The sequence below is a fragment of the Mesorhizobium sp. LNHC232B00 genome, from assembly GCF_000502435.1.
Classification (GTDB): domain Bacteria; phylum Pseudomonadota; class Alphaproteobacteria; order Rhizobiales; family Rhizobiaceae; genus Mesorhizobium; species Mesorhizobium opportunistum.
The window spans coordinates 211404-234409 of record NZ_AYWP01000005.1; the positions used below are offsets into that span (position 1 = coordinate 211404).

The window sequence follows — 23006 nt, forward strand, 5'->3', positions numbered from 1 at the left end:
CTGCCCGATGTGCTGAACGTGGAGCAAGCTGCACGGTTGCTCGAAATCGCACCAGGAATCCAAGTACGAGGGCTGCGCCCACGTGACGGAGGTTGAAGGCGTTGAAGTCGCCGAGCTGATTTGTGCCGATCCGTTCGCGGCTTGCGATCCATTTGCCACCGGTTGCTTTTTGCGCGAGGGTTTGAGGATGGGCGACGGTGCCGCGGGGAACACTCTATTGGACGATGACAGGCCCAATGCGGAACAGAATATTTCTACCGCTGCCAGTTGGTACACGGTCATCGTTCTATGCCTTGCCTTGCTGATTTCCTTCACCGACCGACTCGTCATCAATCTCGTGGTCGATCCCATCCGCGCAGATCTGGTTCTGACGGACTTTCAGGTTAGCCTGCTGCAGGGCGCCGGATTTGCCGTGATTTTCGCCCTGGCAGGTTTACCGTGCGGCCGGCTCGCCGATTGGGCTAACCGCCGCAATGTCATCATGATCGGCATCGCGCTGTGGTCTGTAGCGACGATTGCCTGCGGGGTGGCTGGCGACTTCTGGAGCTTTCTTGCAGCGAGGGTCGCGGTGGGCCTCGGCGAGGCGGCGCTGATCCCGGCAGCTTCGGCCCTGATTTTCGACAGCTTTTCTTCCCGACGGCGCGGCATTGCACTCGGCATATTTTCGCTCGGCGCGACGTTCGGCACTGGCGTCGCAATGTTAGTTGGGGGTGTAGTCCTGGCTTTCGCCTCGCTGGAGCCGATGGCGTTGATCGGGCCGCTGGCGCCGTGGCGACAGATGTTCATGCTGGTGGGGATGCCGGGTCTGTTGCTGCTGCCGCTGCTTCTGCTCATCCGCGAGCCGCAGCGGCGGCACAATTCGGGTCTGCTGCCACTCGCGGGGGTACTCCGCCGACTTGGTGCCGACAACGGCGCAGTGCTCAGGCTGTGCCTGAGCAAGGGGGCCCTCGGGATTGGCAACTACGCTTTCCTCTCCTGGTTGCCGACACTCCTGCAGAGGGCGCATGGTATGACACCACTTGAGGCGGGCGGCCTTATCGCGTTGTCGATCACGACCAGCGGGGTCCTTGCATCGCTTGCCGGCGGCGCGCTCTCGGACTGGATGGTGCAGCGCTGGGGCGTGGCTACCCGCATCGTCCCGCTTCTTGGATGCTGCCTGTTGTCTATGTCAGGAGCCTCAACGACGTTCTTCGCCGCTACTGGGCAGCAGATGACGCTCTCCTTCGCCATCTGGGCCTTTGGTTCGATAAGTGGCTATGTGATTGGGCACGTCGTGATGCAGGAAAACGTGCCGAACGAGATGCGCGCCACAACGATTGCGCTGTCTCTCACCATCACGGCGCTGCTCGGCATCGGGCTCGGGCCGACACTGGTGCCATTGGTGGCCGAACATGTCTTCGGCGGCGAGGCGAACATGCAACCGGCCATGGCGACAGTGAGCCTGGGCGCGGCACTGCTTTCCTTTGTCGTGATCTGGCCTTCGGCACGCAAAGGGTTGAGAGCGATAGGCAGGTAGGTCAGCGCCGGTTTCTGGAACCGCAGATCATTCTGCCGCCTCTGACCTCATGATGGCGCGGGCCTGCAGGAGGTTGCCGGTCCAAAACTCCTCGGTGAAGGGACCATAGTACGAGCCAATGCATCTTCGGCGTCCGCGCCCCATCGTGCTGGCGCCGAGCTTTACGAGGCTCATGGCCGATCCATGCAGCAAATCTCGTCGCCTCAGGAGCCGTCGAAGCGATGGGGGCGAGGATCTTGGTTGCCGCGCAGCGGACGAGGCGTAGCCCGAGCAAGCAAGCGAATAGCAGGACCGCGGGTGTTTGTTGCTGATTACAAACCGGCTTCCCTTGCGCGATTAGTGAGCTCCTCCTCAGTCATGTCGGAGATGTGCATGGCAAAGAACCATGAGTGGCCGAACGGATCTTCAAGCTCGGCCATAAGGTCTCCATGAAACTGTTCTTGGACTGGACGGATAACGGTTGCGCCCTCGGCAATGGCCCGATCTGTAAAGCTGACGACGTCATCGACATAGACGAAGAGATTGACCGCGGTACCGCCTATCGCAGTGGGGCTGCGAAAGTTGAAAGCCGGATATTCCTCCCGCATCATGAAGCGTGCACCAGCTACAACGACATCCGCATGCGCCAGCTTTCCTCCTTCTCTCTCGATGGTATTGCTCACCTGTGCGCCAAAAGCGCGCTTGTAGAAGTCGATGGCTTTCCAGCCATCGCTAACATTCAGATACGGGATGACAATGTTGATTTTCGGCATGTTTTTCCTTTCCGATTTCGCTGAATTTGCGACTATCTGGCTTTAGGTTCAGTGATGGATCGAATTGATCCGGTGCCGACGTTCCGTTCACCGCCAAGGCCTCTTCGAATGCCAACCGGTGGGTGGATCTTGCCGACTAGCTCGCCGATCTATCTCCGTTGAGCACCAGGGAAGCAGCGCAAGCGGAATTGATAGACGGGCAATGAACGTCGATGCTTCTGGGACTGCGGCGGTGCCGAAAGCTTTGATCCAGCTTTCCGCGTTGGCGGCCTGTGCGGCCGACCAGCGCGGATATCCGGCAGCTCGGTCAAGAGCTGATCCGCGCCCAGAAGTCGTCGCGCAGATGCCGTTTTCCGACTTGCGGGCCGAGAATATCGTGCTGCATCATGCGGGCGAGGAAGGCCACCGTGGCGTATTGGCGGCGGTTCAGTCTCCGCAGCACCGCCAGGGCGACATTGACGATCCAAAGGGGAATGTGGGTCGTCCGAGGCTTGCTGCCGAGCACTTCGAAGGCGAGTTTTCCAATTTCCTCGTAAGACAAAACCTCGGGGCCGCCGACCTCGATTTCATTGATCTCCTTGCCGAAGGCGGCGATCGCAGCCTCAGCCACATCCGCGCCGTGAACGGGGTTGATACGGCTATCTCCCACCCCCAGCAGCCAGACGCGCCCAGCCTCCGCCATATCGAGGAATCCATCCATGTCGGAAAAGAAGCCGGTCGCCCGCACCACGGTGTTTGCGATGCCCGAGGCCGCCATGTCACGCACCAGCGCCTCCCGCGCGGCCACGATATCGAGGTCGGCTGTCAGATCGGGCCGCACGACGGAAATGAACAGGAACTGCCGAACGCGGGCCTTGACGGCGAGGTCAAGTACGGTCCTGTTCGCGCCGTAGTCCACGTCCCAGAAGCTCGCCTTGTCCTTCTGTCGGGTCCGGCCAAGCGCTGAGAAGACGTAGTCGATTCCCTCGCAGAGCCCTTCTAGCGTCTCAGGGCGAGTGGCTTCGCCCACAAAGATATCGTCAGGAGTGTACGCCGCCTTGGCGAAGGCGCCCTTGCGGCGCGAAAGAGCACGTACCCAGTGGCCCGCCTTCTTAAGCTCACTAACCATGTGCGACCCGAGATAGCCAGTCGCACCCATGACAAGAACGCGTGCCATAGCGGCCTCCTATTATTTGACCCCCCGCATGCGTGAATTTCTCCATAAAAACGTGGGAGTTTTTGCTTGATTATCATCTTGCCTGGAAAGCCAGCCGCACCCCGATTGCACAATAGATGCTGCCGACGACCTTGCCTTGCCATTTCAGCACGGTCGGCTTGCGGCGAAGGAATTTGCCGAGGCTCCCTGCAGAGACTGCAAAGACCACGGTACTCAGCAAGCCGAGCAAAACAAAGATTATTCCCAGGCCCGCCAGTTGTAGCGCGATCGAGCCATTCTCACGGCGGACGAACTGAGGCAGGAAGGCGAGGAAGAAAAGCGCGGTCTTTGGATTGAGCACCTCGGCTACAATAGCCTGCTGGAATGCCTTTAACGCCGTGATAGGGAGCGTTCGGGCATCCATCGGTTCAGAAGGTGTTTTGGCCAGAATTGCCTGTATACCGAGATAGATCAGATAGGCGCCGCCGAAATACTTCACGATGTTAAACAGGGTGGCCGAGGCACCGATGATGGCGGAAACGCCGACGATGGCCATGAAGGTATGAATGACGTCTCCGGCGGCAATCCCCGCTCCGGTCGCGATTCCGACCTTAGTGCCTGAACTGCTCGCCCGCGCGACGGTGAGCAGGGTTGCAGGGCCAGGAATGAAAACAAAGCCGAGAACGATTGCTATGTAGGTAAGCAATGTAGTCCAGCCGACCATATGCTGGTCCTCCAGAGTTATACGATTGAGAAAGCTACCGTTTGGCACTGAGCGCAATCGCTGTTCCAAGTGATCCCGTATTCGTTCGTCGGGCGCGTCCGAGGGCCGTTGCACCGTTACATGCAAACTCTCCTGTCCATGACGAGTCAGCCACATCGAATGTGACATGTCCCAAAAAAATATGTGTTGCGCCTGATCGAAGCTGTCCCCCCACAAGATCCACACTGTGCACCAACAGCGGCATGAGTGACGCCAAGTGCTGGCGGTTCGGCCGTCCCGCTTATCAGAGGAGGGTATCGCCAACCGTGAACGCTTCCAGTCGCGGCGCATCGCACGACAAAGGCTAAACATCCATGGACGGGCGGCCAGCTCGAAAGGATTAACCGGATCATCAAGAACACACTGGCAGGCGATTTTACTGCGAGGGCCAGGAGCGTTCGCTAGCCGCGACACCAGGTAGGCTTTGCGAGTGGTCGGAGGCACGGTCATGCGTCTTATCGACTTTTGCGCCCTGATATCGCGCCGCTATCTCTGTGCTCACGGTCGCAGCTGGAATCGAAGCGTTCTTGACCGTTTCGAAACATGCGTCTCAGGCTGCAGCGATCGCTGACCACCGCAACTGGGCCATTATCACAGCCGTTATTTGGTGGCTGATCGCGATCTGGGAGATTTGGCGGAGCCGCAGGCCCGCACAATTCAAAGTCGTGTTCGCCTTGGTGGTCGTGCTGGCGCTCCTGCCACTTGGCACCACCGGGTGGAAGGGTGGCGAGGTCGTTTATCGACATGGCGTGGGCGTGTTGACGGCCAACAGTCGTTAGTTGGCTGGATGGACCACGCGCGCACCTACGCTGGCCGTTTGACACGAGCAAGAAGGCGCTGGCCGACGCTTGCGGTGCACTGCGCAAGGCTTTTGGGGCTTCACTTGTCCATGGACGCGGGCTGGTCGCCGAGCAGCCCCGTAACCGGCCGCGTCGCCCTTGCGCCAACACAGGGGAGCGCTGGGTGCATATGGCACAAATCATTCAATTGATCTATTGAATGATTTGTGCCAGCCTACGGTCTTTCGATCCTGCACATTCGGAGACCTCGCATGGCACAAGCAGTCGACAACCCCGCTTTGGATAAGGAAGTATCTGCTTCGTCGACGGTGAGGCATATCCCGGCGGGAGTCTACTTTCTGGCCCTCAGCCTGTTTGCGATGGGAAGTGCCGAGTTCCTGATGGGTGGAATCCTTTCGAGGATTGCCGCCGACCTGCGGATTTCTCTCCCCACAGCAGGCACTCTCATTTCTGCTTTTGCGATCGGTGCGCTGGTTGGCGCGCCGCCCCTGGCACTCATGACGTTGCACTGGTCGCGGCGCCGCACGCTGTTTGCCAGCCAGTTGGTATTCGTCCTTGCGACGAGCGCGGGTTTGTTGCTCGACGGTTACTGGCCGCTGCTCATCACGCGCGTCATCATGGGGCTGGCTTATGCCTGCTTCTGGGCCATGGCCGCCGCGACCGCGGTTCAACTTGCTCCGGCGGGCCGACAGGCAAAAGCCCTGTCGATCGTCGTCAGCGGCCTAACGGTCGCGATGATCGTGGGGGGCCCGATCGGCACATTCTTGAGCGACCTGGCCGGATGGCGCATCGGCTTCTGGGCGGTGGTGGCCGCAACAGTGATCGCAGCGATTGCTGTGTCGTTCACCGTGCCCGAGGCAAAGGCGGGCGAGGGTCCCGCACCCGTCGCGAGAGCGGAACTGCGCGCGATGATGCGACCAGCGCTATGGGCAGCTTACGCAACGACGGCGCTGACGACGGCGGCCTATATGGGCACTTTCGGATATCTCGGTGCGCTACTGCTCGATGTGAGCCGCCTGCCAATCGAATGGCTACCGTTCGTTTTGTCGCTGTTCGGTGTTGGCGCTCTCGTCGGCCTCACAATAGGAGGACAAACTGCCGACCGTCATCCGTTTGCCACGCTTGCGGCTGGAATCCTGGGACTGGTCGTGGTCTCGATCGCCATCGTCTTTGGAGCCGCGCATCTCTGGCCAATCATCGCGCTCGTCTTCCTGCTTGGCGTCGCGGGTTTCCTGCTCAACCCTGCCGTCTGGGGGCGGGTCTATATGATAGCGCCAGACGCGCCTACGCTGGTCGGTGCGACCAACTCATCCGCCTTCCAGTTCGGGCTGACGCTTGCACCGCTCCTCGCTGGGATGGCTATTGGCGCGGGCTACGGCCTGCCGTCGATAGGTTGGGTCGGCGCCATTATCGCGGCGGCCGCTTTCGGGACGGCGCTTCTCGACAGAGGTCTGAGCCGGGCCTGAGATCGGAGGGCGTCGGGGCTTAGACCTCGACGCCCAGCCCTGCGGCTTTCCACTCGGGATAGCCGGCGGCAAGCCGGCGGACCCGGTAGCCTTTCGCGGTGAGCAGTTCCGCAGCCGTTGTCGAGAGCACGCAATAGGGTCCTCGGCAATAGGCGACGATTTCCCGATCGGATGGCAGCTCGGACAACCGGCGCTCCAGCTCCTCGGTCGGAATATTGAGGGCGCCGGGAAGATGGCCAAAGGCATACTCTTCGCCGGTCCGTACATCGAGCAAGGTCACGCTGCCTGACGCAAGGCGTTCGAGCAGATCTTCATTGGAGATGGACTCAAGACGACCGCTCAGGTTCATCGGGTCGGCGACAAGTTCGCGCACCTCGTTCCGTTGGTGCTCTGCATAGCCGTGTAGCGACGCCAGAACGGCCTCCAAGGGGCCAGCCCCCAGCCGGTAGAGAACCTTCTTTCCATCCCTGCGGCTCTCGACGAAGCCGGTGCGCCGCAAGTGCTGGAGGTGCTGCGAGGTGTTGGCGACGGTAAGTCCCGTTAACTCCGCCAGCCGTTCCACAGGTCGTTCGCCTTGCGCAATGTGCTCGAGCAGCATGAGGCGATGAGCATGACCCAGCGTGCGAGAGATCTCGGCCAGCTCGGTGAACAGATGAAGGGTGATCGCAGGATTTGGCATTGACGTAACTCTATCATCACGCAATCATTCAAGCAAATTATTGATTGACGTGATACCACCGCTCAACTTTCTGGAGGCCGCATGCAAGGCGAGCTTATTCGGACTCTCACCGCTGTCGTCGTAGTCGGTTTTGGCGCGACGGCGGTCATGGATATTTGGTCTTTTGTCCAGAAGCGCTTGTTCGGCGTTTCGTCGCTTGACTATCGCCTTGTCGGGCGCTGGATCGGCCATTTCCCCAAGGGTCGCTTTTCCCATGAGAGCATTGGAAAGGCGGAGCCAGTCCCGGGAGAAGCGCCCTTGGGTTGGGTCGCACACTACGCCATCGGCGTCGTTTTTGCGGCCTGTCTGGCCGCGATTTGGGGCACCGGATGGCTGCGGCATCCGACACTGGGTCCGGCGCTAGTCGTCGGCATCGGCAGCATCGTCGCCCCGTTCTACATTATGCAGCCAGGCATGGGCGTTGGAATCGCCGGGTCACGCACGCCCAGGCCCTGGACATCGCGGTTTCGCAGTTTTGCAGCGCATGCCTCATTCGGTGTCGGGCTTTATCTTTCAGCGCTGATCGTGTCGGGATGACGCTTTCTGCGAGTTTGCGTGGGCTGGTGAAGTCAAGCGATTTGGAGGAGGCTCGCAACACGTTCGTCTGTGCCGGCCATATCTTGGTTTAAGCATTGCCGGACCCTCTTTTTTGGCCGCTGCATGATCGGCCCAAGTAGCAATTGAGTTGCCCCGCTTGGCTACGGATCAGCATTGTGGGTGAAGCCGTCCCGATAAGCCTCACCGTAACTGGAGCAGCATCCAAATTGACAGTCCTCCAATGCGATTTGCGAAGCGTGCGCCATCGATCCGCCGGTAGCCGGCCCGTTCATACAATTTAAGCGCCGGGTTTGTGTCGCGAACGTTAAGGCAGAGGCCGTCGAGACGAAGCCGACGCGCCTTTACTTCCAGGCATTGTAAAAGCTTGAGGCCGACACCGAGGCCTCTCAATTCGGAGATCACGCCAATGGAAACCTCAGGCGTGCGATCGCTGGCATAGCAGACTGGGTTCTCGGAAAGTGAGAATTGCCGAGCCCATGCGGCGCCGATAGGTACGCCTTCGTGCTCGGCGATGACTCCGAAGTCGCCTGGCCGTAGCCATTCCTCAAGATGGCAGGCGACTACGGGGACATTCTTGGCCGCCACCGCATTCGCCTCGTCGGCAGCGATCGCGAGAAAGTCCCAGAGGAGTTCGGCGTCGCAGAATTGACCGTCTCGAATGACGACCTCTGTTCTCAGGGCTTGCTCCAAAGTTCTCTAACATAGCCGAGCTGGCGGTGCAGATGCGGCCGCGCAAAATATTCAGGATTTGAATCGGACTCGCGGACCGAGTTGAATTGCGACTTTGGCCTTTGCTGGTGCGCTTGATCGCTCGGCCTTATGATCACTGTTTGATTCATGGCACCAGCAGCTGCAACCTCAGGACCGGTCTCACCAAACGTTCCGTCAGAGTGGCTCAATGCAGGTGTTTGAGCTTGTCTGGGTTACGAATGACGTAAATCGCGGAGATCTTTCCGTCTTCGATATCGAGCGCGGTCGTCGAGAATTCGCCATCGGCTTCTTGGGTGATGAATCCAGGTAGTCCACTAATGAATGCGAGGCGAATAAGTCGGGATTCGTCCGGGCCGAACATGCTGGCAAGCTGAGCCTGAAGTCTCATAACGGCCTCAAACCCGACGACGGGCGCGATTGCCGCCGGGCGCTTGCCGCCACCGTCGGCATGAACACTAACATCTGCAGCGAGCATTTCACCCAGCGCTGTCAAATCGCCGCTGCGCGACGCGGCGTAAAATGCTTGCGCAATATCGAGGCCGCGCTGTTTTTCGATTTGAAATCGTGGTGTCGCTCCGCGGACGTGGGCACGAGCACGGGCCGCGAGCTGACGACAGGCCGCAGCGTCCCGCTCGATGGTCAAGGCGATCTCATCAAAGCCAAGGCCGAACACGTCGTGCAGCAAGAAGGCCGCGCGCTCGAGAGGCGTCAGGCGCTCGAGGGCCAACATGAGCGGCAATGTCACATCATCTTCTTCGCGCTCATCGACAATTGGATCGGGGAGCCACGGTCCGAGGTATGTTTCGCGCCGGTGACGCGCTGATTTAAGCACGTCCAGACACAGACGTATCACTGTCCGACGCATGAACGCCTCAGGCTCACGCACCTCGCGGCGGTCGCTTGTCATCCATCGGACAAAGGCCTCTTGAACGATGTCCTGAGCATCATGGACAGAACCGAGCATGCGGTAAGCGACGCGTATGAGTTTCGGATGCAGCAGCTTGAATGTCGCTGCCGCATCCGCCATGTCCTGATTCCCGCTCAAGCTGCTGCGGCCGCCTGTGCCTTGATTGTGGCCGGATCGACCCAGCCGCCGAACCCGACAGCAATGCGGTTATAGCCGTTGATAACGATTATCGTCATGGTGAGCGCGACCTGCTCTTCCTCCGTAAAGTGAGCTTTGAGCTCTTCGTAAGCGTTCACATGCGTGTGATCCTCGGAGAGCCGAGTCAAAGACTCTGTCCAGCTCAACGCAGCGCGCTCTCGATCGCTGTAACAAGGCGCGTCCCGCCATGCTGCGATCAGGTTGATCCGCTCCTCAGATTCTCCATTTTGACGAGCCATATAGGTGTGGATATTGATGCAGTTCGCGCAACCGTTGAGCTGCGATGCTCGGATCTTTACGAGCTCCGCTATACTTGAATCAAAGCCTGACATAAGGACAACTGAACTGCGTTGCCATTCCCTGATGAGGGAGGGTGCAGCGGCAATAGGATCGAGTCTGACAGTCATGTTGGGGTCCTTCCTTCGTTTCCCAATGACATGACGATTCAGGATCGGCGAATGTGACATCAGCTGGGAATCTTTCACCTCGAATTCGCTAGGAACAGGGGAATCCAGATATTGATCGCGGATTGTGGTAGCCATAGTCGCCAGACGGCACTTCAATGGCAAACTCAACTGCTGATCTTGCGGTCATAATAAATATTGCTTTGAAAGATCCACGTAACCCGTTCGCGGAAGATTTTTCAACGCTGGTTCAGGACAGCCGACATTGGCACGGCTCGCGAGAGAAGATTGTCGCCGGTAGCGACGAAGACCGCGAAAGCTTCCTGCGCAAGCTCTTGACTGCGGCGTCGGCGATGGCGCACCGGCGGAAGTCTGCTGTTAGGGCTTCGTGCCGGCCGCTGCTCGCGCCAACTGTGGCTAAGTTCGCCGTCCCATCCGCTCTTCATGCCGTTCCGCATTGAACGCCGCCTTTCCCTTCGCGGCCCATAAGTGCCGCGCATGACCGCCTTCATCCCTTTGCAGCTTGTCGGCGATCCAAAGCAGCGCGCCGTAGATGGTAGCGCGATCGTCATTGGTGAGCTCGACAATGCCTGCCTTGACGATGAGACCGCCGAGTTCGATCAGATGCCGGGTGCGCTTGCGGCGGTCGACCTGCCAGGTGCGCATGTCATTGCGAGCCTGTACCGCCTGCCGGCGATTGTGGGCCGCCCTGTTGCGCTGGAGCGCCGCGCAGGTCGTGCTGAGATGCCGGAGCAGTTCGCCGGGACGTGTTTTCGAAAAACATCACCCCACGCTTAGCCCATGCCTCACGCTTTGCGGCATCTTTCGTCTCAGTGATTGCGACCAGCGCACCGGCCAGTTCCTCGCTGCTGAGTTGGTCAGCGCCGGTGGCGATGACCAATTCGCCAAGCTGCTGCACCTTTCGCGTTTTGAGTTCTCGCGCCTTGTCTTCCAGCGCCTTCAGTTCGGCGTCGAAGTCCCGTGGTTTCCGCATGGCTGTCTCCATCGGTTGTCGATCGGAGGATGATAGGGGAGCGCCTGCCGGAAGGCTTCAGGGTTGCCGAGACAGCCCGGGACGGGCTGGTCCATCCCGAGATTTTTTCGAGGGAGGGCGCGCTTATACGTCGTGCCGACGTGGCATAGACCGTGCAAATGATCTGGTCGCGATGGCGATCTATNGTCGAGGCGTTCGAGGTGCGCAAGGATGCCCAGCTTGCCCGCGAGGTGGAGTTTGCTCTGCCGCGCGAACTCAGCCAGGCGCAGGGCATCGAACTGGCGCGCGACTTTGTTCAGACCGAGTTTGTCAGCAAGGGCATGGTCGCCGATCTCAATGTGCACTGGGACAGGGCGGAGGATGGCAGNGTTCAGACCGAGTTTGTCAGCAAGGGCATGGTCGCCGATCTCAATGTGCACTGGGACAGGGCGGAGGATGGCAGCCCCAAGCCGCACGCTCATGTCATGCTCACCATGCGGTCCGTGGACGAGAATGGTTTTGGTGCCAAGGTCCGCGACTGGAACCGCACCGAACTGGTCGAACGCTGGCGCGAGCGGTGGGCGGAACTGGCCAATGAACGCCTGGCCGAACTCGACATCGACGCCCGCATCGATCATCGCAGTCTGGAAGCGCAGGGCATTTCATTGGAACCGCAGACGCAGATTGGTGCACCGGCCCAGCGCATCGAGGGCAGCGGCCTTGCTGCTGGCGACAGTGAAGCCGATCGCGCCGAACTGCATCGCGAGATCGCACGCAACAATGGCGCGCGCATCATTGCCGATCCATCCGTGGCGCTCGATGCCATCACCCATCAGCAGTCGACCTTCACCCGAAAGGACATTGCGAAGTTTGCGCATCGCCACAGCGACGGAGTGGAGCAGTTCAACGAGGTCGTGGCAGCCATCGGCAACGCGCCCGATCTGGTCGAACTCGGCAAGGACGGACGCGGCGAAGACCGTTTCACCACAAGGCAGATGATCGAGACCGAACAGCGCCTTCACCGCGCGGCAGAGCGTATCGATTTGGACGAGCGCCACGCGGTGAGTGATGTACATCGCGAGGCAGCACTGGCGCGGGCTGCGCAACACGGGCTTGTCCTTTCAGGCGAGCAGACCGATGCGCTTGCGCATATCACCGATGGTGGCGGTCTTGGTATCGTCGTTGGCTTTGCCGGAACGGGCAAGAGCGCCATGCTGGGCGTTGCGCGCCAGGCATGGGCAGCGGCCGGCTACGAGGTTCGAGGCGCCGCACTCTCCGGCATTGCGGCCGAGAATCTGGAAGGCGGATCAGGCATCCCGTCACGCACCATCGCCAGTATGGAGCATAGCTGGGGACACGGCAGGGATCTTCTCACCGCCCGCGATGTGCTGGTGATCGATGAGGCCGGCATGGTCGGCACGCGCCAGTTGGAGCGCGTGCTTTCCCATGCGGCCGGCGTTGGCGCGAAANATCGATGAGGCCGGCATGGTCGGCACGCGCCAGTTGGAGCGCGTGCTTTCCCATGCGGCCGGCGTTGGCGCGAAAGTCGTCCTCGTCGGCGATCCGCAGCAGTTGCAGGCGATCGAAGCCGGCGCTGCATTCCGCTCTATCCACGAGCGACATGGCGGCGTCGAAATCGGCCAGGTGCGTCGGCAGCGCGAGGACTGGCAACGCGCTGCCACGCGCGATCTGGCAACCGGCAGGATCGGCGCCGCGATCAGCGCCTATGACGTGCAAGGCATGGTGCACCAGGCCGCGACGCGCGACGAGGCGCGCAGTAATCTGGTCGATCGCTGGGATCGCGACAGACAGGCTGAGCCAGAAGCAAGCCGGATCATTCTCACTCATACAAACGACGAGGTTCGCGCGCTCAATCAGGCAGCGCGCGAGCGCATGCGCGCTGTCGGCGATCTGGGCGACGAGGTTCAGGTGAATGTGGAGCGCGGTGCAAGGGCTTTCGCCAGCGGCGACCGGGTCATGTTCTTGCGCAACGAGCGCGGGCTCGGCGTCAAGAACGGCACGCTGGGCATCGTGGAGGAGGTCAGCACACAGAGCATGACGGTTCGCACCGATGAGGACAGATCGGTTCGCTTCGACCTGAAAGACTACGCGCACATCGACCACGGCTACGCCGCGACCATTCACAAGGCTCAGGGCATGACCGTCGAGCGGTCCCACGTGCTCGCAACGCCGGGAATGGATGCGCATGGCAGCTACGTCGCCCTGTCGCGACATCGAGACAGCATGGAGCTGCATTACGGCGGCGATGACTTTGCCACTAGAGAACGCCTCGTCCGGACGCTGTCACGGGACCGTGCCAAGGACATGGCGNCGTGTGCTCTTCCGATCTTGGCCAGGACAGTCGGCGTAGTCCGGGAAGGGAATATGTTGGGGCGCGGATCGGAGATGCAGTCCGGGCGCCCGAAAAAGATCCTTCTGCCAGGGGAGTGCCGCGCGACGCGAATCTGCCGGTGGTCGCGGAAGCGGCGGTGCGCAGCGCTCGCACGAAAGCGCTTGTGCGTCACGCGCGCGCGCTCGACGCGATGTTGCACAACGCAAACGCGGACGGGCAGGGCAGTCCCGACCAGATGCGCGAACTAAAAGAAGCCCGTAGCGCTTTCGAGAAGGTGCGGCCGCATGGCTGGCGCGATGCCGAAGCGGCTTATGTGAAAAATCCCGAGCTGGTTCGCGAAGCGGGGGCCGGCCGCGTCAACCGCATCGTGCTTGCTCTCCAGCTTGAAACCGAAATCCGCACCGGGATGGACACCGATCCCGGCCGCCGCGCCGACCGTTTCGTGGAACGCTGGCAAAAGCTCGACCGGACGGGACGGGAGCAATATCAGGCCGGCGACATGTCCGGGTACAAGTCGACCCGCTTGGCCATGTCCGATATGGCCAAGAGCCTCGAACGCGACCCGCAACTTGAATCCCTGCTGGCAAACCGCAAACACGAGCTTGGCATCAACGTGGATTCGGGTCGTCGCTTGGGCGCGGAACTGGCCTTCAGCCATGGCATCGGTAAGGGCCGGGGCATTGGAATCTAAGGCATCCGATTTGCCGCCGTTTCCACTCCGCAGCCGGCGGAAGCGACAACCCTGATTGCTTGCGGCATGGGTTCGTCCTGTCTGTCCCTGCAGAAATCAGCAAGAACAAGTGAGGTGCAGGCAATGTCCGAGCCGGATCGTATCATACGCCTCAAAACCGTCCTTGCCCGGACCGGCCTGTCCCGTTCAACCATCTATCGCAAGATCGCCGAAGGCACGTTCCCTGCCCAGTTCAAGATAAGCCTCAACGGGGCGGGCTGGCGGGAATCCGATATCAATCGGTGGGTCGCTGATCCTGTCTCATGGCGAAAAGAGCGTCAGTTCTGATTGCGAGACAGACGAACACCTGGGTCGCCGCTGTTCTCTGGGATGAACTCTATTCCCGCTGCTTCGTCGGTCAGGGCCGCCGCAATCGGACGCCCGGATGATTGCCGTTAGTGAATTCCACACCCTCTGCCTCAAGAACGAGACGGATTTTGTCTTGGGTTTCAGCAGAGACTGCGGCGACGCGCTCACTGTCGCTCTCACAGCGTTTTACAGTAGGAATTGAAACGCCGGCCCGCTTGGCAAGCCCCGATTGTGATAGGCCAATCAAAGCTCGGGCCGCCCGCATTTGTGCTGCTGTCACCAATTTCTATTGATCCCTTTAGATCATTGCGCTATGGTCCAAAGGTATCAGTGGATACCCTTGGCCGGTTGTCGGGGGTGCGGCTAGACGCAGTGTTGACGCACCGTGCCTAGCCTGACCACGCCAAAGCTGTCTGGAGCTCGGATCATGGCTGATTCCGACAATACCACGACTTTGCCTTTCGTCATCGACCGGCAAGGTGATAAGCCGAAGGGTCCCGAACGGCAAGCAGTAGACCCGGCTCTAGGTCTCTGGAGCGAGTGGCGCCAAGCTCGATATGCCTCATTGCTGTTGTGTCGGGTGCAGCAACGTTTAGAGAAACGAATGATGGCCAATACCGGAATTCCGGTATTGACCTCAGGCAAATTCGTGTCTTGGCGGATGTCGGTGGCCGCGCCGGATGCGAGCGCCGAATATCCGGTGGCTCGCGAGGCAGAGGTGTTTGCCATGACCGAGGCACTCAAATTTCAGGATGCTATCCCCAGCGTTGCAGCTCTGTCGCTCGCTGGGATCATCGCAAAGCTGGAGATGATTGTTGGCGCCGACCGGGACATCGGCGATCCGACGGATTTCCCATGGCCGCACATTGCGTCTGTGTTGCGCGACCTGAAGGCATTTGCGGGCGATCTGGCAGCCTACCGACCGGACCGCACCATCACCCGTGCTGACGTGGCGCGACACTGGAACGAAGCCATCAAGCTCGTGACGGCGCTTTCGTACGAGGAATCCCAACAGAATGCGCCTGTTTCGTGAACTTTTCGAACTCCTGACGGAGGACTATCCGCTCGGCTCGAAGGGGAGATGGGGTCTGTGCGCCGCATGTCCCCGGGACCTGATCGGCCGAACTGACCACGTGCTGGTGCTAAAGAGTGTTTCACTCACCTTCTGCTCACCTGCGGCTCCGGCGTGATTGGGAACGATCGCGATTGACAGAAAAGCTGGGCGAAGGATCAGAGATCATCCGATGACCGGCCGCTGGTCGCCAAAGGGATGCGGGCGACGACCTTGATCTCGAAATCAAAGCCGGCAAGCCAGTTGACACCTACGGCCGTCCAGTTCGGATAGGGTGGTGCGCCGATCTCTTCGGCCCGGACGGCCAGCACCATCTCGATCTGTTCGTCCGGTTTAGTGTGGAAGGTGGTGACGTCGACAACGTCATCGAAGCTACACCCGGCGGCCGCTAACACGGGAGCGCAGATTGGCAAAGGCCCGCCGAACCTGATCCTCGAATGAGGGCTCAGGAGACCCGTCCTCGCGGCTGCCGACCTGACCCGATACGAAGAGAAGATCGCCGGAATGGCCGCTGAGTATTGATGAATATCGTATAACGCGTGGCGTTTGGCCGGAAATATGGCGTCACGTGCAGGCATTCGTGTTCCTTTCTGTGTTGGTGATGAGAGCGGACCGGCGGCGCGCCGGAACCGTAGGATCTCAGTGATACGAGCGGAGATAGGGCAATCGCATTACGCGTATTAGCCATTGAAATCGGCGTGGGATGCTGCAAAATCCCCAGCAATGTCCCGCCCGTCGCTCAACGATCTGACCGCCTTCGTGGCCGTTGCCACCCACCGTAGCTTCCGCCGCGCAGCGGACGAGATCGGCATGGCGCCTTCCTCGTTGAGTCATGCGATACGAGCGCTCGAGGATCGTGTGGGCGTGCGCCTGCTGCATCGAACCACACGCAGCGTCTCGCCGACGGAGGCCGATTTCCAACTGCTTGGCCGCCTTCAGCCGGCACTCGCATCACTTGACGACGCGCTCGACAGCATCGCGCGGTTCCGGGGCAATGTTGCGGGAATGCTCCGGATCAACGCACCTCGAGTGGTGGCTGGGCTTCTCGTTCGCTGGGTTCTTCCCCAAATGGCGCAGCGCCATCCAAGCGTGACCGTGGACATCGTCGTCGAGGGTCGTAATTGACATCGTGTCCGGCGGGTTTGATGCCGGCGTCCGTCTCTTCGGCTCGGTCCCCAAGGACATGATCGCGGTGCCGCTCGCACGCCCGCTGACGTTCACATGCGTAGCCTCGCCCGCCTATTTCGATCGCTTGGGCAAGCCGGAAACCCCGGAGGAATTGCAGCGCCATCGTTGCATTGGCCACCGGATGCCTAGCGGCAAGCTTTACCGATGGGAGTTCGAACGCGCCGGCCAGGAACTCGCGATTGACGCTGACGGCCCTATCGTTCTTGATGACGAGGAGCTGATGGTGGAAGCCGCGAGGCAAGAAAAACCCAACTAGATCAATGAGATTGTTGGGCTAGAAACAATCGAGTGCGAGTAGGGGAACAGCGGCGATAGTGCGTGTTGGGCATTGTAGCCTGCGCTTTTACCCATTCCTCCAGTATCAGGCGCCTTCCCAAAAGATGGCGGTAAAGCTGAACGCTGAACGTGCTAGGCATTGATGTAAAGCGCCCTTAGAATCGTGTCGCGCTTTGGCGTACAATGACGTGCAACTAGGCGGGTGAACCAGCAGCGATGGATTGATATTAGAATCCCGTATCACTCGCTGCCTGCCGGCATGGCTTGAGAGTTTTCCTCGACAATCTGGCGCAGCCGGCAGCTCGGAATGGAATTGCCGCTCGTCTTGTCTTTGGCCATCCCATGACGAGGCCTTCCGACTTCACTGCACCCCGTCGTCGGATGCGGACGGCAATGCCGGTGCGGTTGGTCACTCATTGCGGATGGGTCTGCTCTGAGGTACTTTGCACATTCGGATGAGGAAGGTGCCTGCTGCCGCGACGGTTTTTCGGTCTTTTTCCTGTTGCTGTTTCGGCGGATTGTGAGTTCTTCAACAGACCTTGATACCGCAATCTGGGGAGCTTGTGGTCGTCAGGTCGCGGCGGTTGAGGCGGTTGCCATGCTCCGGCTTTGCGGATTCATCGCGGTTTTCCTCGTGGCCGCCTTCACGACCTTCGATGCGTCGGCCGATCGCAGGGTCGCGCTGGTGATCGGTAATTCCGAGTACCGCGAAATCCCCGTTCTCAAGAATCCCGACAAGGATGCCGACGATGTATCCAAGACGTTTCGGCTGGCCGGCTTCGAAGTGTTCGTTGCCAAGGACCTCACAAAGCTGCAATTCGAGGAGCAGTTCCGCAACTACCTTGCGGCGGCGGACGGCGCCGATCTGTCGGTCGTCTATTATTCCGGTCATGGCTTTCAGATTGGTGGCGAGAATTTCCTGATCCCCGTCGATGCCTCGCTGAAGAATGCGGCCGACATAGAGGTCCAGGCGGTCAAGCTGGATGATGTCCTGCAGCAATTGCGCGCGAAATCGAAGATCCAGGTGATCATCCTCGACGCCTGTCGCAACAATCCGTTTCCGCGCAAGGATTATTGGCTGAGGGACCAGCTGGTCACGGCCGGCAACACCGGTCTTGCACAGGTCAAAAGCTCGCTGAATACGCTGATCGCCTTTGCCACCGAGCCAGGGGCGGTCGCCTATGATGGAGCGGGAGACCTCAGCCCGTTCTCATCCGCATTCTCGCGTCGGGCGCTGGCGCCAAACCAGGAGATACGCACGGTCATGGCTTCGGTGCGCCGCGATGTGGTCGAGGCCACCGACGGCAAGCAGGTCCCCTGGGAAAACTCCTCGCTCATTGACGAAGTCGTCCTGATGCGCCGCGCCAGCCGGCCTTCGCTGCCGCCGGTTCTGGAGAAGGTCGTGCCGTCGGGTGTAGGGCCGGTTGCCCTTGACCTGCCGGAACCGGTCGATGTCGATGGCGGCTCCATCACTGTCAGCATCGAAAGGCCGCCCGCGCTCGGACGCCTGCTGCTGGACGGCAGGGCCGTCGCGGTCGGCGAAGAGATCCAGGGCGTGGACCTGCCGCGCCTGAAAATGGATGTGCCCAAGGGCGCCGGTGCGCCCGAAGAGGTGGACATGCTGGCCTACGCCACGCATGACAATTGGGGTGGCGAAGCCCGGGGCATCATGGTGTTCCGTGTCAGGGATGGCCACGGCGCCCAAGGCGAACAGATTGTGGCTTCGCTCGAAACCGAGCAGAAGCAGCAGGTGCTGGAGCGGGGCATCCATATCGCCGGCGCCGCCGAGGCGATCGAAAACCGCGAGATCAGCGTCCCGGTTGGCGTTGGCCCGGTTCCGCTGAAGCTGGACTTCCCGACAAACGATCCCACGGTCAGCCTGAAACTCGCGAGCTATCCGGCAACCGGGACCCTCTCCCTGCCTGATCGTGCCCTGTCGCCGGAGTCGAGCCTGATGGCGGACGAGGTCGACCAGCTGCGCTACGAACCCCAGATCGGTGCTGCCCAGCCGGTCGAGGTCGGCTTCGAAATCCGCGCCGACAGCAATTCATCCAAGCCCGCCACCATGAAGCTGTCGCCACGCGTCGATCCTTGCGACAAGGCCGCCGGCGAGCCTCTCGACCTGCAAGGCGTCGTCCCCGGCCTGCTGCCGAATGAAATCGGCACCGAGGCCGTGAAGGCCTGCGAGGCGGCGGTGAAGGCCTATCCCGACGTCGCCCGCTTCCGCTACGAACTCGGGCGCGCGCTGCTCGCGGCCGGCAAGGTCGAGGACGCGAAGCCAGTCTTCGAAGAGGCCGCCAAAAAGGGACATGTGCGCGCCGTCTACGAACTCGGCTACCTGCACGCGACGGGTACGGGAATGCCCATCGACCGCAAGCAAGCCAATAGCCTCTACGCGGCGGCAGCCGACAAGGGCGATCCTTACGGGATGATGGCCTGGGGACGCGCCTTGTTCAATGGCTACGAAGTCGAGCCCGATACCGGCAAGGGTCTGGACCTGCTGCTTAAGGCGGCTGCAATGGGTCACACCTATGCCATGAACGAGCTGGCTGCGATCTTCACCGAGGGCCTCAACGGCATAACCGCCGATCCGGCCCGTGCTGTGGCCTTTCTGAAGGCAGGCGTGGAGCGGCAGGACATGTATTCGATGAACCTGCTCGGCCGCAACTACCTGGCCGGTGTCGGCGTCGGGAAGGATCCCCGGCAAGCGCAGGGGCTTTTCCAGAGGGCCATGGATCTCGGCCAGCCTTACGCTCCGGCTAGCCTGGCCCGCATGTATCGGGATGGTGTCGGCGTCGGGCAGAACCTTGATGAAGCGCAAAGACTGTTCGAGTTGGCCACGGCACGCGGTGATCAGTCCGGCGCATATGATCGCGCGGCTCTCGAAATGCAGAAGGGCGACAAGGCCGACCAGGCGATAGCGGTGCGTTACCTGGCCTTCGCCGTAGCACTTGATCTTCGCAAGGAATTGCCAGGCGCTCCGACGAGCCTGTCAAAATTCGGCGCGAAGGCGAAAACGGCGGCGCTGAAGCAATTACGCGGCGAACTCAAGTCGAAGATGGCGGCGAACGGCTCGTTGGACGACCAACTGGTCAAGGTGGCCAGGGCGGTCTGGCAGCAAGCCAACCCGCGTCGGGATTTGTTCTAATCAACGAGGAGGCAAAGGTGGGCAGGGCAGTGAAGCAGGCATTGATCGGAGCAGTTCTGACCAGCGTACTGACGGGGCTCGTGGGCTGCACCTCGCTCCCACCCAAAATTGAGCCAACGCCAGAGCCAACGAAGCATCGGAAAGTCTTTCGGACGATGCCTCCGACAAAAATAGTCAAGCGCAAGAAGGTGAGCGCCAAGAAAGTGGTAGTATCGGCAGAGGAAGCCCCTGAACCTGAAAAGCCACCTGTCATTCCCGCTCTTGGCGGCAGCGGTGGCGGCGGTGGCTCAGCCGGAGGCCATAGCTGGTGATGAGCTTGCCGAGTCGGAGCTATGATGTAGCTAAGCAGAGATCAGCGACAGGAGCGCAAAGCCGACTTGAGCATTGCGGTCCTAAAGCTCACTCGTCGGTGCAGTAGGACCGGAGAATGCCAGCTCAAACTTCCGTGAATTGCGCTATGCGTTGACACCGACTTCGGCATTCTTCGGATTTCTAGCAGTGCTCGCCAACCAGTCGCGAGTGCTCTATGCTTTAGCTTGATGTTGTGTCGATACGGTGGTCCTGGGCAGGGGGCGTTCCATGTTCGAAGTCGTCGCATTCTGGTGGAAGACAACGTCGAAAGGCCTTGCTGCTGCAAGGGCTCTTGGCCTCGCGTTGTTGCTGTTGTTTGGATCGCAAGCTGCCAGCGCCGCGCCGAACTGGACGCTCGATCCCGCCGCTTCGGTGATCACCTACCAGTCGGTCAAGAAGAACACGATCGTCGAGACCAACAAGATCAGGAACATCACCGGCACGCTTAGCGCGGCGGGCGATGCCAAGGTCACCTTCGATCTCAATTCGGTCGATACCGGCGTCGACCTGCGCAATGTGCGCATGCGCTTCCTGTTCTTCGAGACATTCAAATACCCGACGGCCGAGCTGACGGCGAAGGTGGATCCCGCCGCATTTGCCGATCTCGCGACAAAGCGCAGGGTGAAGGCAACGCTGCCATTCCGCCTCAATCTGCACGGCGTCGACAAGGATCTCGAGGCCAGCGTCGTCGTCACCATGATCAGCGACACCATGGTGTCTGTTGCTTCGGAGGCCCCGGTCGCAGTCCATGTCGAGGATTTCGGCCTGTTGCCGAACGTCGACAAGCTGCAGCAGGCGGCCAATGTCACCAACATCGTTCCCACCGCGTCGGTATCGTTCGATTTCGTCTTCGCCGCCGACGGCACCAAGCCGGCCACCACCCAGGCCGCCGCGGCGAGCTCGACTGATGTGGGGCCTGTTACCACCGATGCCGCCAAGGCGAACTTCAGCGACGAGGAGTGCCTGAACCGGTTCGCCGTGCTTTCGCGCACCGGCGCCATCTACTTCCGGCCGGCCAGCGCTCGGCTCGACGCGAAGAGCCGGCCGCTGCTTGAAGAGGTCGAAGGTGTCGTCGGCAAATGCCCGGGCCTGAAGGTCGAGGTCTCCGGTTATACCGATTCCGACGGCTCGCCGGAGGCGAATAAGCAATTATCCGAACGGCGGGCCCAGGCGGTCGCCGATGCCATTGTTGCCGCGGGGATTGCGCGCACGCAGATAACGGCGACCGGGTATGGCGAGGAGCGGCCGGTTGCCGCCAACGATACGCCCAAGAACAAGGCGCTCAATCGGCGGATCGAGTTTTCCGCGACCAAGCTTTGAGGGTGCGGTGAGGTCCGGTCTGATCGCCCGCTGCGGCGGCCTCTATCGCGCCGCCGGTCTGGCGGTGCTCGCCCTGCTGGTGACTGTGACGGCCGCCAGCGCCGAGCGCCGCGTCGCCCTTGTCCTGGGCAACGCCCAGTATCAGCACGCGGCACCCCTCGCTAATCCGGTGCGCGACGCCCAGGCCATGGCCGATCGCCTGAAGAATCTCGACTTCGAGGTGGTTTCCGGATTCAACCAGACCAAATCGCAGACGCAGGCAACGATCGCCCAGTTCGCAAAACAGGTGCGCGGTGCCGATATCGCGCTGTTCTTCTACGCCGGCCACGGCTTGCAGGTTTCGGGCAAGAACTACCTGCTTCCGGTCGACGCCGCGCTGGAGGACGAGACCTCGCTCGACTTCGAGGCCGTGTCGGTTGATTTCATTCTGCGCCAGATGTCGCGCGAGACCAGCATCAGGCTGGTGCTTCTCGACGCTTGCCGCGACAATCCTCTTGCCGAAGTGCTGGCCAAGACCGCGGGCGTCCATGGTGCGATGAGCGGCTTGGCCGAGATGCCGATCGAGAATGGTGGCGCCGGCACGCTCGTCGCTTTCGCCGCCAGTCCCAATCAACTCGCCTATGACGGGTCGGGCGAGCACTCGCCGTTCACCGCCGCACTGCTTCAGCACATCGGCGAAACCAACGTCTCCATCACCGAGGCGATGAACCGGGTGACCGGTGACGTCTTCAAGGCAACCGCCGGCAAGCAGCGCCCCTGGCTCAACGTTTCGCTGACCACGGAGGTCGTCCTGCACAAGGTCGATCTCAATGCGCCATTGATCGTGGGTGAGGCGAGCGCACCTCAGGCCGAAGGCGGCTCCGATGCGCGCAACACCAGCGCGGCTAGTGCGTCAGGCCAGAGCAAGGACCAGATTGCGCTCGATGTGCTGCGCCAGAAAATCCCCAAACTGGCGTCGGATGCCCCGATCCTTTTCAATCATCCGATCGACTTCGGCGATGCGGCGATCGACGGCAAGAGCATCGCCGAACTGATCAAGGGCAAGCCCCTGTTCAGCCCGGTGGAGGGGTTGGACAAGTCGGTCTGGGAAGGCAAGCACTGCGACGGCTGCCATGAATGGAACGAGGCCCGGCTGTGCGATCAGGCGAAGAATTTCGTCGCCAATGATGTCTCTGTCTTGCGCCTGCAACATCCACTGGGAACACGCTTCAAGGTGGCGCTGGCCAAATGGGCGCAAGGCGGCTGCAAGTAAGCGGCTCTAAAGCGTGTCGCGATTTAAGGGATTCAGGATTCCCCTTGATTTGAGTTCGTGATTCATTGCGGTTGAAAGGAGACCGCGATGGGCAAGCCGCTACCGC

General features: G+C 60.7%; 20 protein-coding genes and 2 pseudogenes. 12 read left to right on the top strand and 10 right to left on the bottom strand.

The window, feature by feature from the left end:
• Positions 1-82 precede the first annotated feature (82 nt).
• Positions 83-1516 (top strand): MFS transporter, encoded by a 1434-nt coding sequence (locus X743_RS159375; protein WP_023765014.1) that lies wholly within the window; start codon positions 83-85, stop codon positions 1514-1516.
• 311 nt (positions 1517-1827) lie between these two features.
• Here the strand turns inward: X743_RS159375 and X743_RS159370 are convergent, their stop codons facing one another.
• From X743_RS159370 to X743_RS159360, 3 genes are all read right to left on the bottom strand, one after another.
• Positions 1828-2268: a VOC family protein gene (locus X743_RS159370; protein WP_023765016.1), complete on the bottom strand. Its 441-nt coding sequence runs from the start codon at positions 2266-2268 to the stop codon at positions 1828-1830.
• Positions 2269-2575: 307 nt separating this feature from the next.
• A complete protein-coding gene (locus X743_RS159365) occupies positions 2576-3424 on the bottom strand; it encodes an NAD(P)H-binding protein (RefSeq protein WP_023765017.1) in 849 nt (282 codons plus the stop codon).
• 73 nt (positions 3425-3497) lie between these two features.
• Positions 3498-4127: a LysE family translocator gene (locus X743_RS159360; protein ID WP_023765018.1), complete on the bottom strand. Its 630-nt coding sequence runs from the start codon at positions 4125-4127 to the stop codon at positions 3498-3500.
• Between the two features lie 533 nt (positions 4128-4660).
• On the opposite strand from X743_RS159360, the gene X743_RS159355 reads away from it, so the two are divergent.
• Positions 4661-4945 carry a DUF2231 domain-containing protein gene (locus X743_RS159355; RefSeq protein WP_023765019.1) on the top strand — a complete coding sequence of 95 codons (285 nt, stop codon included), beginning with the start codon at positions 4661-4663 and terminating at the stop codon, positions 4943-4945.
• 272 nt (positions 4946-5217) lie between these two features.
• On the top strand, positions 5218-6432 hold the full coding sequence (locus tag X743_RS159350) for an MFS transporter (protein ID WP_051508523.1): 1215 nt from the start codon (positions 5218-5220) through the stop codon (positions 6430-6432).
• 19 nt (positions 6433-6451) lie between these two features.
• On the opposite strand, the gene X743_RS159345 is transcribed toward X743_RS159350, so the two are convergent.
• The gene (locus tag X743_RS159345) at positions 6452-7111 is read right to left on the bottom strand and encodes a metalloregulator ArsR/SmtB family transcription factor (protein WP_023765021.1); all 660 of its coding nucleotides are present in this window, start codon (positions 7109-7111) and stop codon (positions 6452-6454) included.
• A gap of 81 nt (positions 7112-7192) precedes the next feature.
• On the opposite strand from X743_RS159345, the gene X743_RS0135750 reads away from it, so the two are divergent.
• Positions 7193-7687, top strand: a complete 495-nt coding sequence (locus X743_RS0135750; RefSeq protein ID WP_031257606.1) for a DUF2938 domain-containing protein — start codon at positions 7193-7195, stop codon at positions 7685-7687.
• A 201-nt stretch (positions 7688-7888) separates the two neighbouring features.
• Here the strand turns inward: X743_RS0135750 and X743_RS21860 are convergent, their stop codons facing one another.
• The 5 genes from X743_RS21860 to X743_RS0135760 form a co-directional block, all read right to left on the bottom strand.
• Positions 7889-8398 carry a GNAT family N-acetyltransferase gene (locus tag X743_RS21860; RefSeq protein WP_023765022.1) on the bottom strand — a complete coding sequence of 170 codons (510 nt, stop codon included), beginning with the start codon at positions 8396-8398 and terminating at the stop codon, positions 7889-7891.
• 205 nt (positions 8399-8603) lie between these two features.
• Complete coding sequence (locus X743_RS159340) at positions 8604-9446, bottom strand: sigma-70 family RNA polymerase sigma factor (protein WP_031257608.1); 843 nt, start codon at positions 9444-9446, stop codon at positions 8604-8606.
• 14 nt (positions 9447-9460) lie between these two features.
• On the bottom strand, positions 9461-9931 hold the full coding sequence (locus X743_RS159335) for a carboxymuconolactone decarboxylase family protein (RefSeq protein ID WP_023765024.1): 471 nt from the start codon (positions 9929-9931) through the stop codon (positions 9461-9463).
• 414 nt (positions 9932-10345) lie between these two features.
• Entirely contained in the window at positions 10346-10594 is a 249-nt protein-coding gene (locus tag X743_RS159330; protein ID WP_023765025.1) for a conjugal transfer protein TraD, read from the bottom strand.
• Position 10595: 1 nt separating this feature from the next.
• Positions 10596-10922, bottom strand: coding sequence for a conjugal transfer protein TraD (locus X743_RS0135760; RefSeq protein WP_031257611.1), 327 nt, complete (start codon positions 10920-10922; stop codon positions 10596-10598).
• Between the two features lie 152 nt (positions 10923-11074).
• Here X743_RS0135760 and X743_RS01000000168820 point away from each other — a divergent pair.
• The 3 genes and pseudogenes from X743_RS01000000168820 to X743_RS159320 all read left to right on the top strand — a co-directional run bounded on the left by X743_RS01000000168820 (position 11075) and on the right by X743_RS159320 (position 15326).
• Positions 11075-13945 (top strand): annotated as a pseudogene (locus tag X743_RS01000000168820) (Ti-type conjugative transfer relaxase TraA).
• A gap of 123 nt (positions 13946-14068) precedes the next feature.
• On the top strand, positions 14069-14272 hold the full coding sequence (locus tag X743_RS159325) for an AlpA family phage regulatory protein (protein WP_023765026.1): 204 nt from the start codon (positions 14069-14071) through the stop codon (positions 14270-14272).
• Between the two features lie 448 nt (positions 14273-14720).
• Entirely contained in the window at positions 14721-15326 is a 606-nt protein-coding gene (locus X743_RS159320) for a hypothetical protein (protein ID WP_245264193.1), read from the top strand.
• 197 nt (positions 15327-15523) lie between these two features.
• On the opposite strand, the pseudogene X743_RS01000000168830 reads toward X743_RS159320, so the two are convergent.
• Positions 15524-15943: pseudogene (locus X743_RS01000000168830) on the bottom strand (RidA family protein).
• 145 nt (positions 15944-16088) lie between these two features.
• Here X743_RS01000000168830 and X743_RS1000000173250 point away from each other — a divergent pair.
• The 5 genes from X743_RS1000000173250 to X743_RS159305 all read left to right on the top strand — a co-directional run bounded on the left by X743_RS1000000173250 (position 16089) and on the right by X743_RS159305 (position 22900).
• Complete coding sequence (locus tag X743_RS1000000173250) at positions 16089-16490, top strand: LysR family transcriptional regulator (RefSeq protein WP_245264194.1); 402 nt, start codon at positions 16089-16091, stop codon at positions 16488-16490.
• 4 nt (positions 16491-16494) lie between these two features.
• Positions 16495-16809: a LysR substrate-binding domain-containing protein gene (locus X743_RS1000000173255; protein ID WP_245264195.1), complete on the top strand. Its 315-nt coding sequence runs from the start codon at positions 16495-16497 to the stop codon at positions 16807-16809.
• Positions 16810-17427: 618 nt separating this feature from the next.
• Positions 17428-19977, top strand: coding sequence for a caspase family protein (locus X743_RS159315; RefSeq protein ID WP_023765031.1), 2550 nt, complete (start codon positions 17428-17430; stop codon positions 19975-19977).
• A gap of 579 nt (positions 19978-20556) precedes the next feature.
• Complete coding sequence (locus tag X743_RS159310; RefSeq protein WP_023765032.1) at positions 20557-21648, top strand: OmpA family protein; 1092 nt, start codon at positions 20557-20559, stop codon at positions 21646-21648.
• A 7-nt stretch (positions 21649-21655) separates the two neighbouring features.
• The gene (locus tag X743_RS159305) at positions 21656-22900 is read left to right on the top strand and encodes a caspase domain-containing protein (protein WP_023765033.1); all 1245 of its coding nucleotides are present in this window, start codon (positions 21656-21658) and stop codon (positions 22898-22900) included.
• Positions 22901-23006 lie beyond the last annotated feature (106 nt).

Excerpts from the sequence above, each read along its gene's own strand:
- X743_RS159370 (WP_023765016.1), bottom strand. The coding sequence starts at position 2,268 with ATGCCGAAAATCAACATTGTCATCCCGTATCTGAATGTTAGCGATGGC.
- X743_RS159365 (WP_023765017.1), bottom strand. The coding sequence starts at position 3,424 with ATGGCACGCGTTCTTGTCATGGGTGCGACTGGCTATCTCGGGTCGCAC.
- X743_RS159360 (WP_023765018.1), bottom strand. The coding sequence starts at position 4,127 with ATGGTCGGCTGGACTACATTGCTTACCTACATAGCAATCGTTCTCGGC.
- X743_RS159350 (WP_051508523.1), top strand. The coding sequence starts at position 5,218 with ATGGCACAAGCAGTCGACAACCCCGCTTTGGATAAGGAAGTATCTGCT.
- X743_RS159345 (WP_023765021.1), bottom strand. The coding sequence starts at position 7,111 with ATGCCAAATCCTGCGATCACCCTTCATCTGTTCACCGAGCTGGCCGAG.
- X743_RS0135750 (WP_031257606.1), top strand. The coding sequence starts at position 7,193 with ATGCAAGGCGAGCTTATTCGGACTCTCACCGCTGTCGTCGTAGTCGGT.
- X743_RS159340 (WP_031257608.1), bottom strand. The coding sequence starts at position 9,446 with ATGGCGGATGCGGCAGCGACATTCAAGCTGCTGCATCCGAAACTCATA.
- X743_RS159335 (WP_023765024.1), bottom strand. The coding sequence starts at position 9,931 with ATGACTGTCAGACTCGATCCTATTGCCGCTGCACCCTCCCTCATCAGG.
- X743_RS159330 (WP_023765025.1), bottom strand. The coding sequence starts at position 10,594 with ATGCGCACCTGGCAGGTCGACCGCCGCAAGCGCACCCGGCATCTGATC.
- X743_RS0135760 (WP_031257611.1), bottom strand. The coding sequence starts at position 10,922 with ATGCGGAAACCACGGGACTTCGACGCCGAACTGAAGGCGCTGGAAGAC.
- X743_RS159325 (WP_023765026.1), top strand. The coding sequence starts at position 14,069 with ATGTCCGAGCCGGATCGTATCATACGCCTCAAAACCGTCCTTGCCCGG.
- X743_RS159320 (WP_245264193.1), top strand. The coding sequence starts at position 14,721 with ATGGCTGATTCCGACAATACCACGACTTTGCCTTTCGTCATCGACCGG.
- X743_RS1000000173250 (WP_245264194.1), top strand. The coding sequence starts at position 16,089 with ATGTCCCGCCCGTCGCTCAACGATCTGACCGCCTTCGTGGCCGTTGCC.
- X743_RS159315 (WP_023765031.1), top strand. The coding sequence starts at position 17,428 with ATGCTCCGGCTTTGCGGATTCATCGCGGTTTTCCTCGTGGCCGCCTTC.
- X743_RS159310 (WP_023765032.1), top strand. The coding sequence starts at position 20,557 with ATGTTCGAAGTCGTCGCATTCTGGTGGAAGACAACGTCGAAAGGCCTT.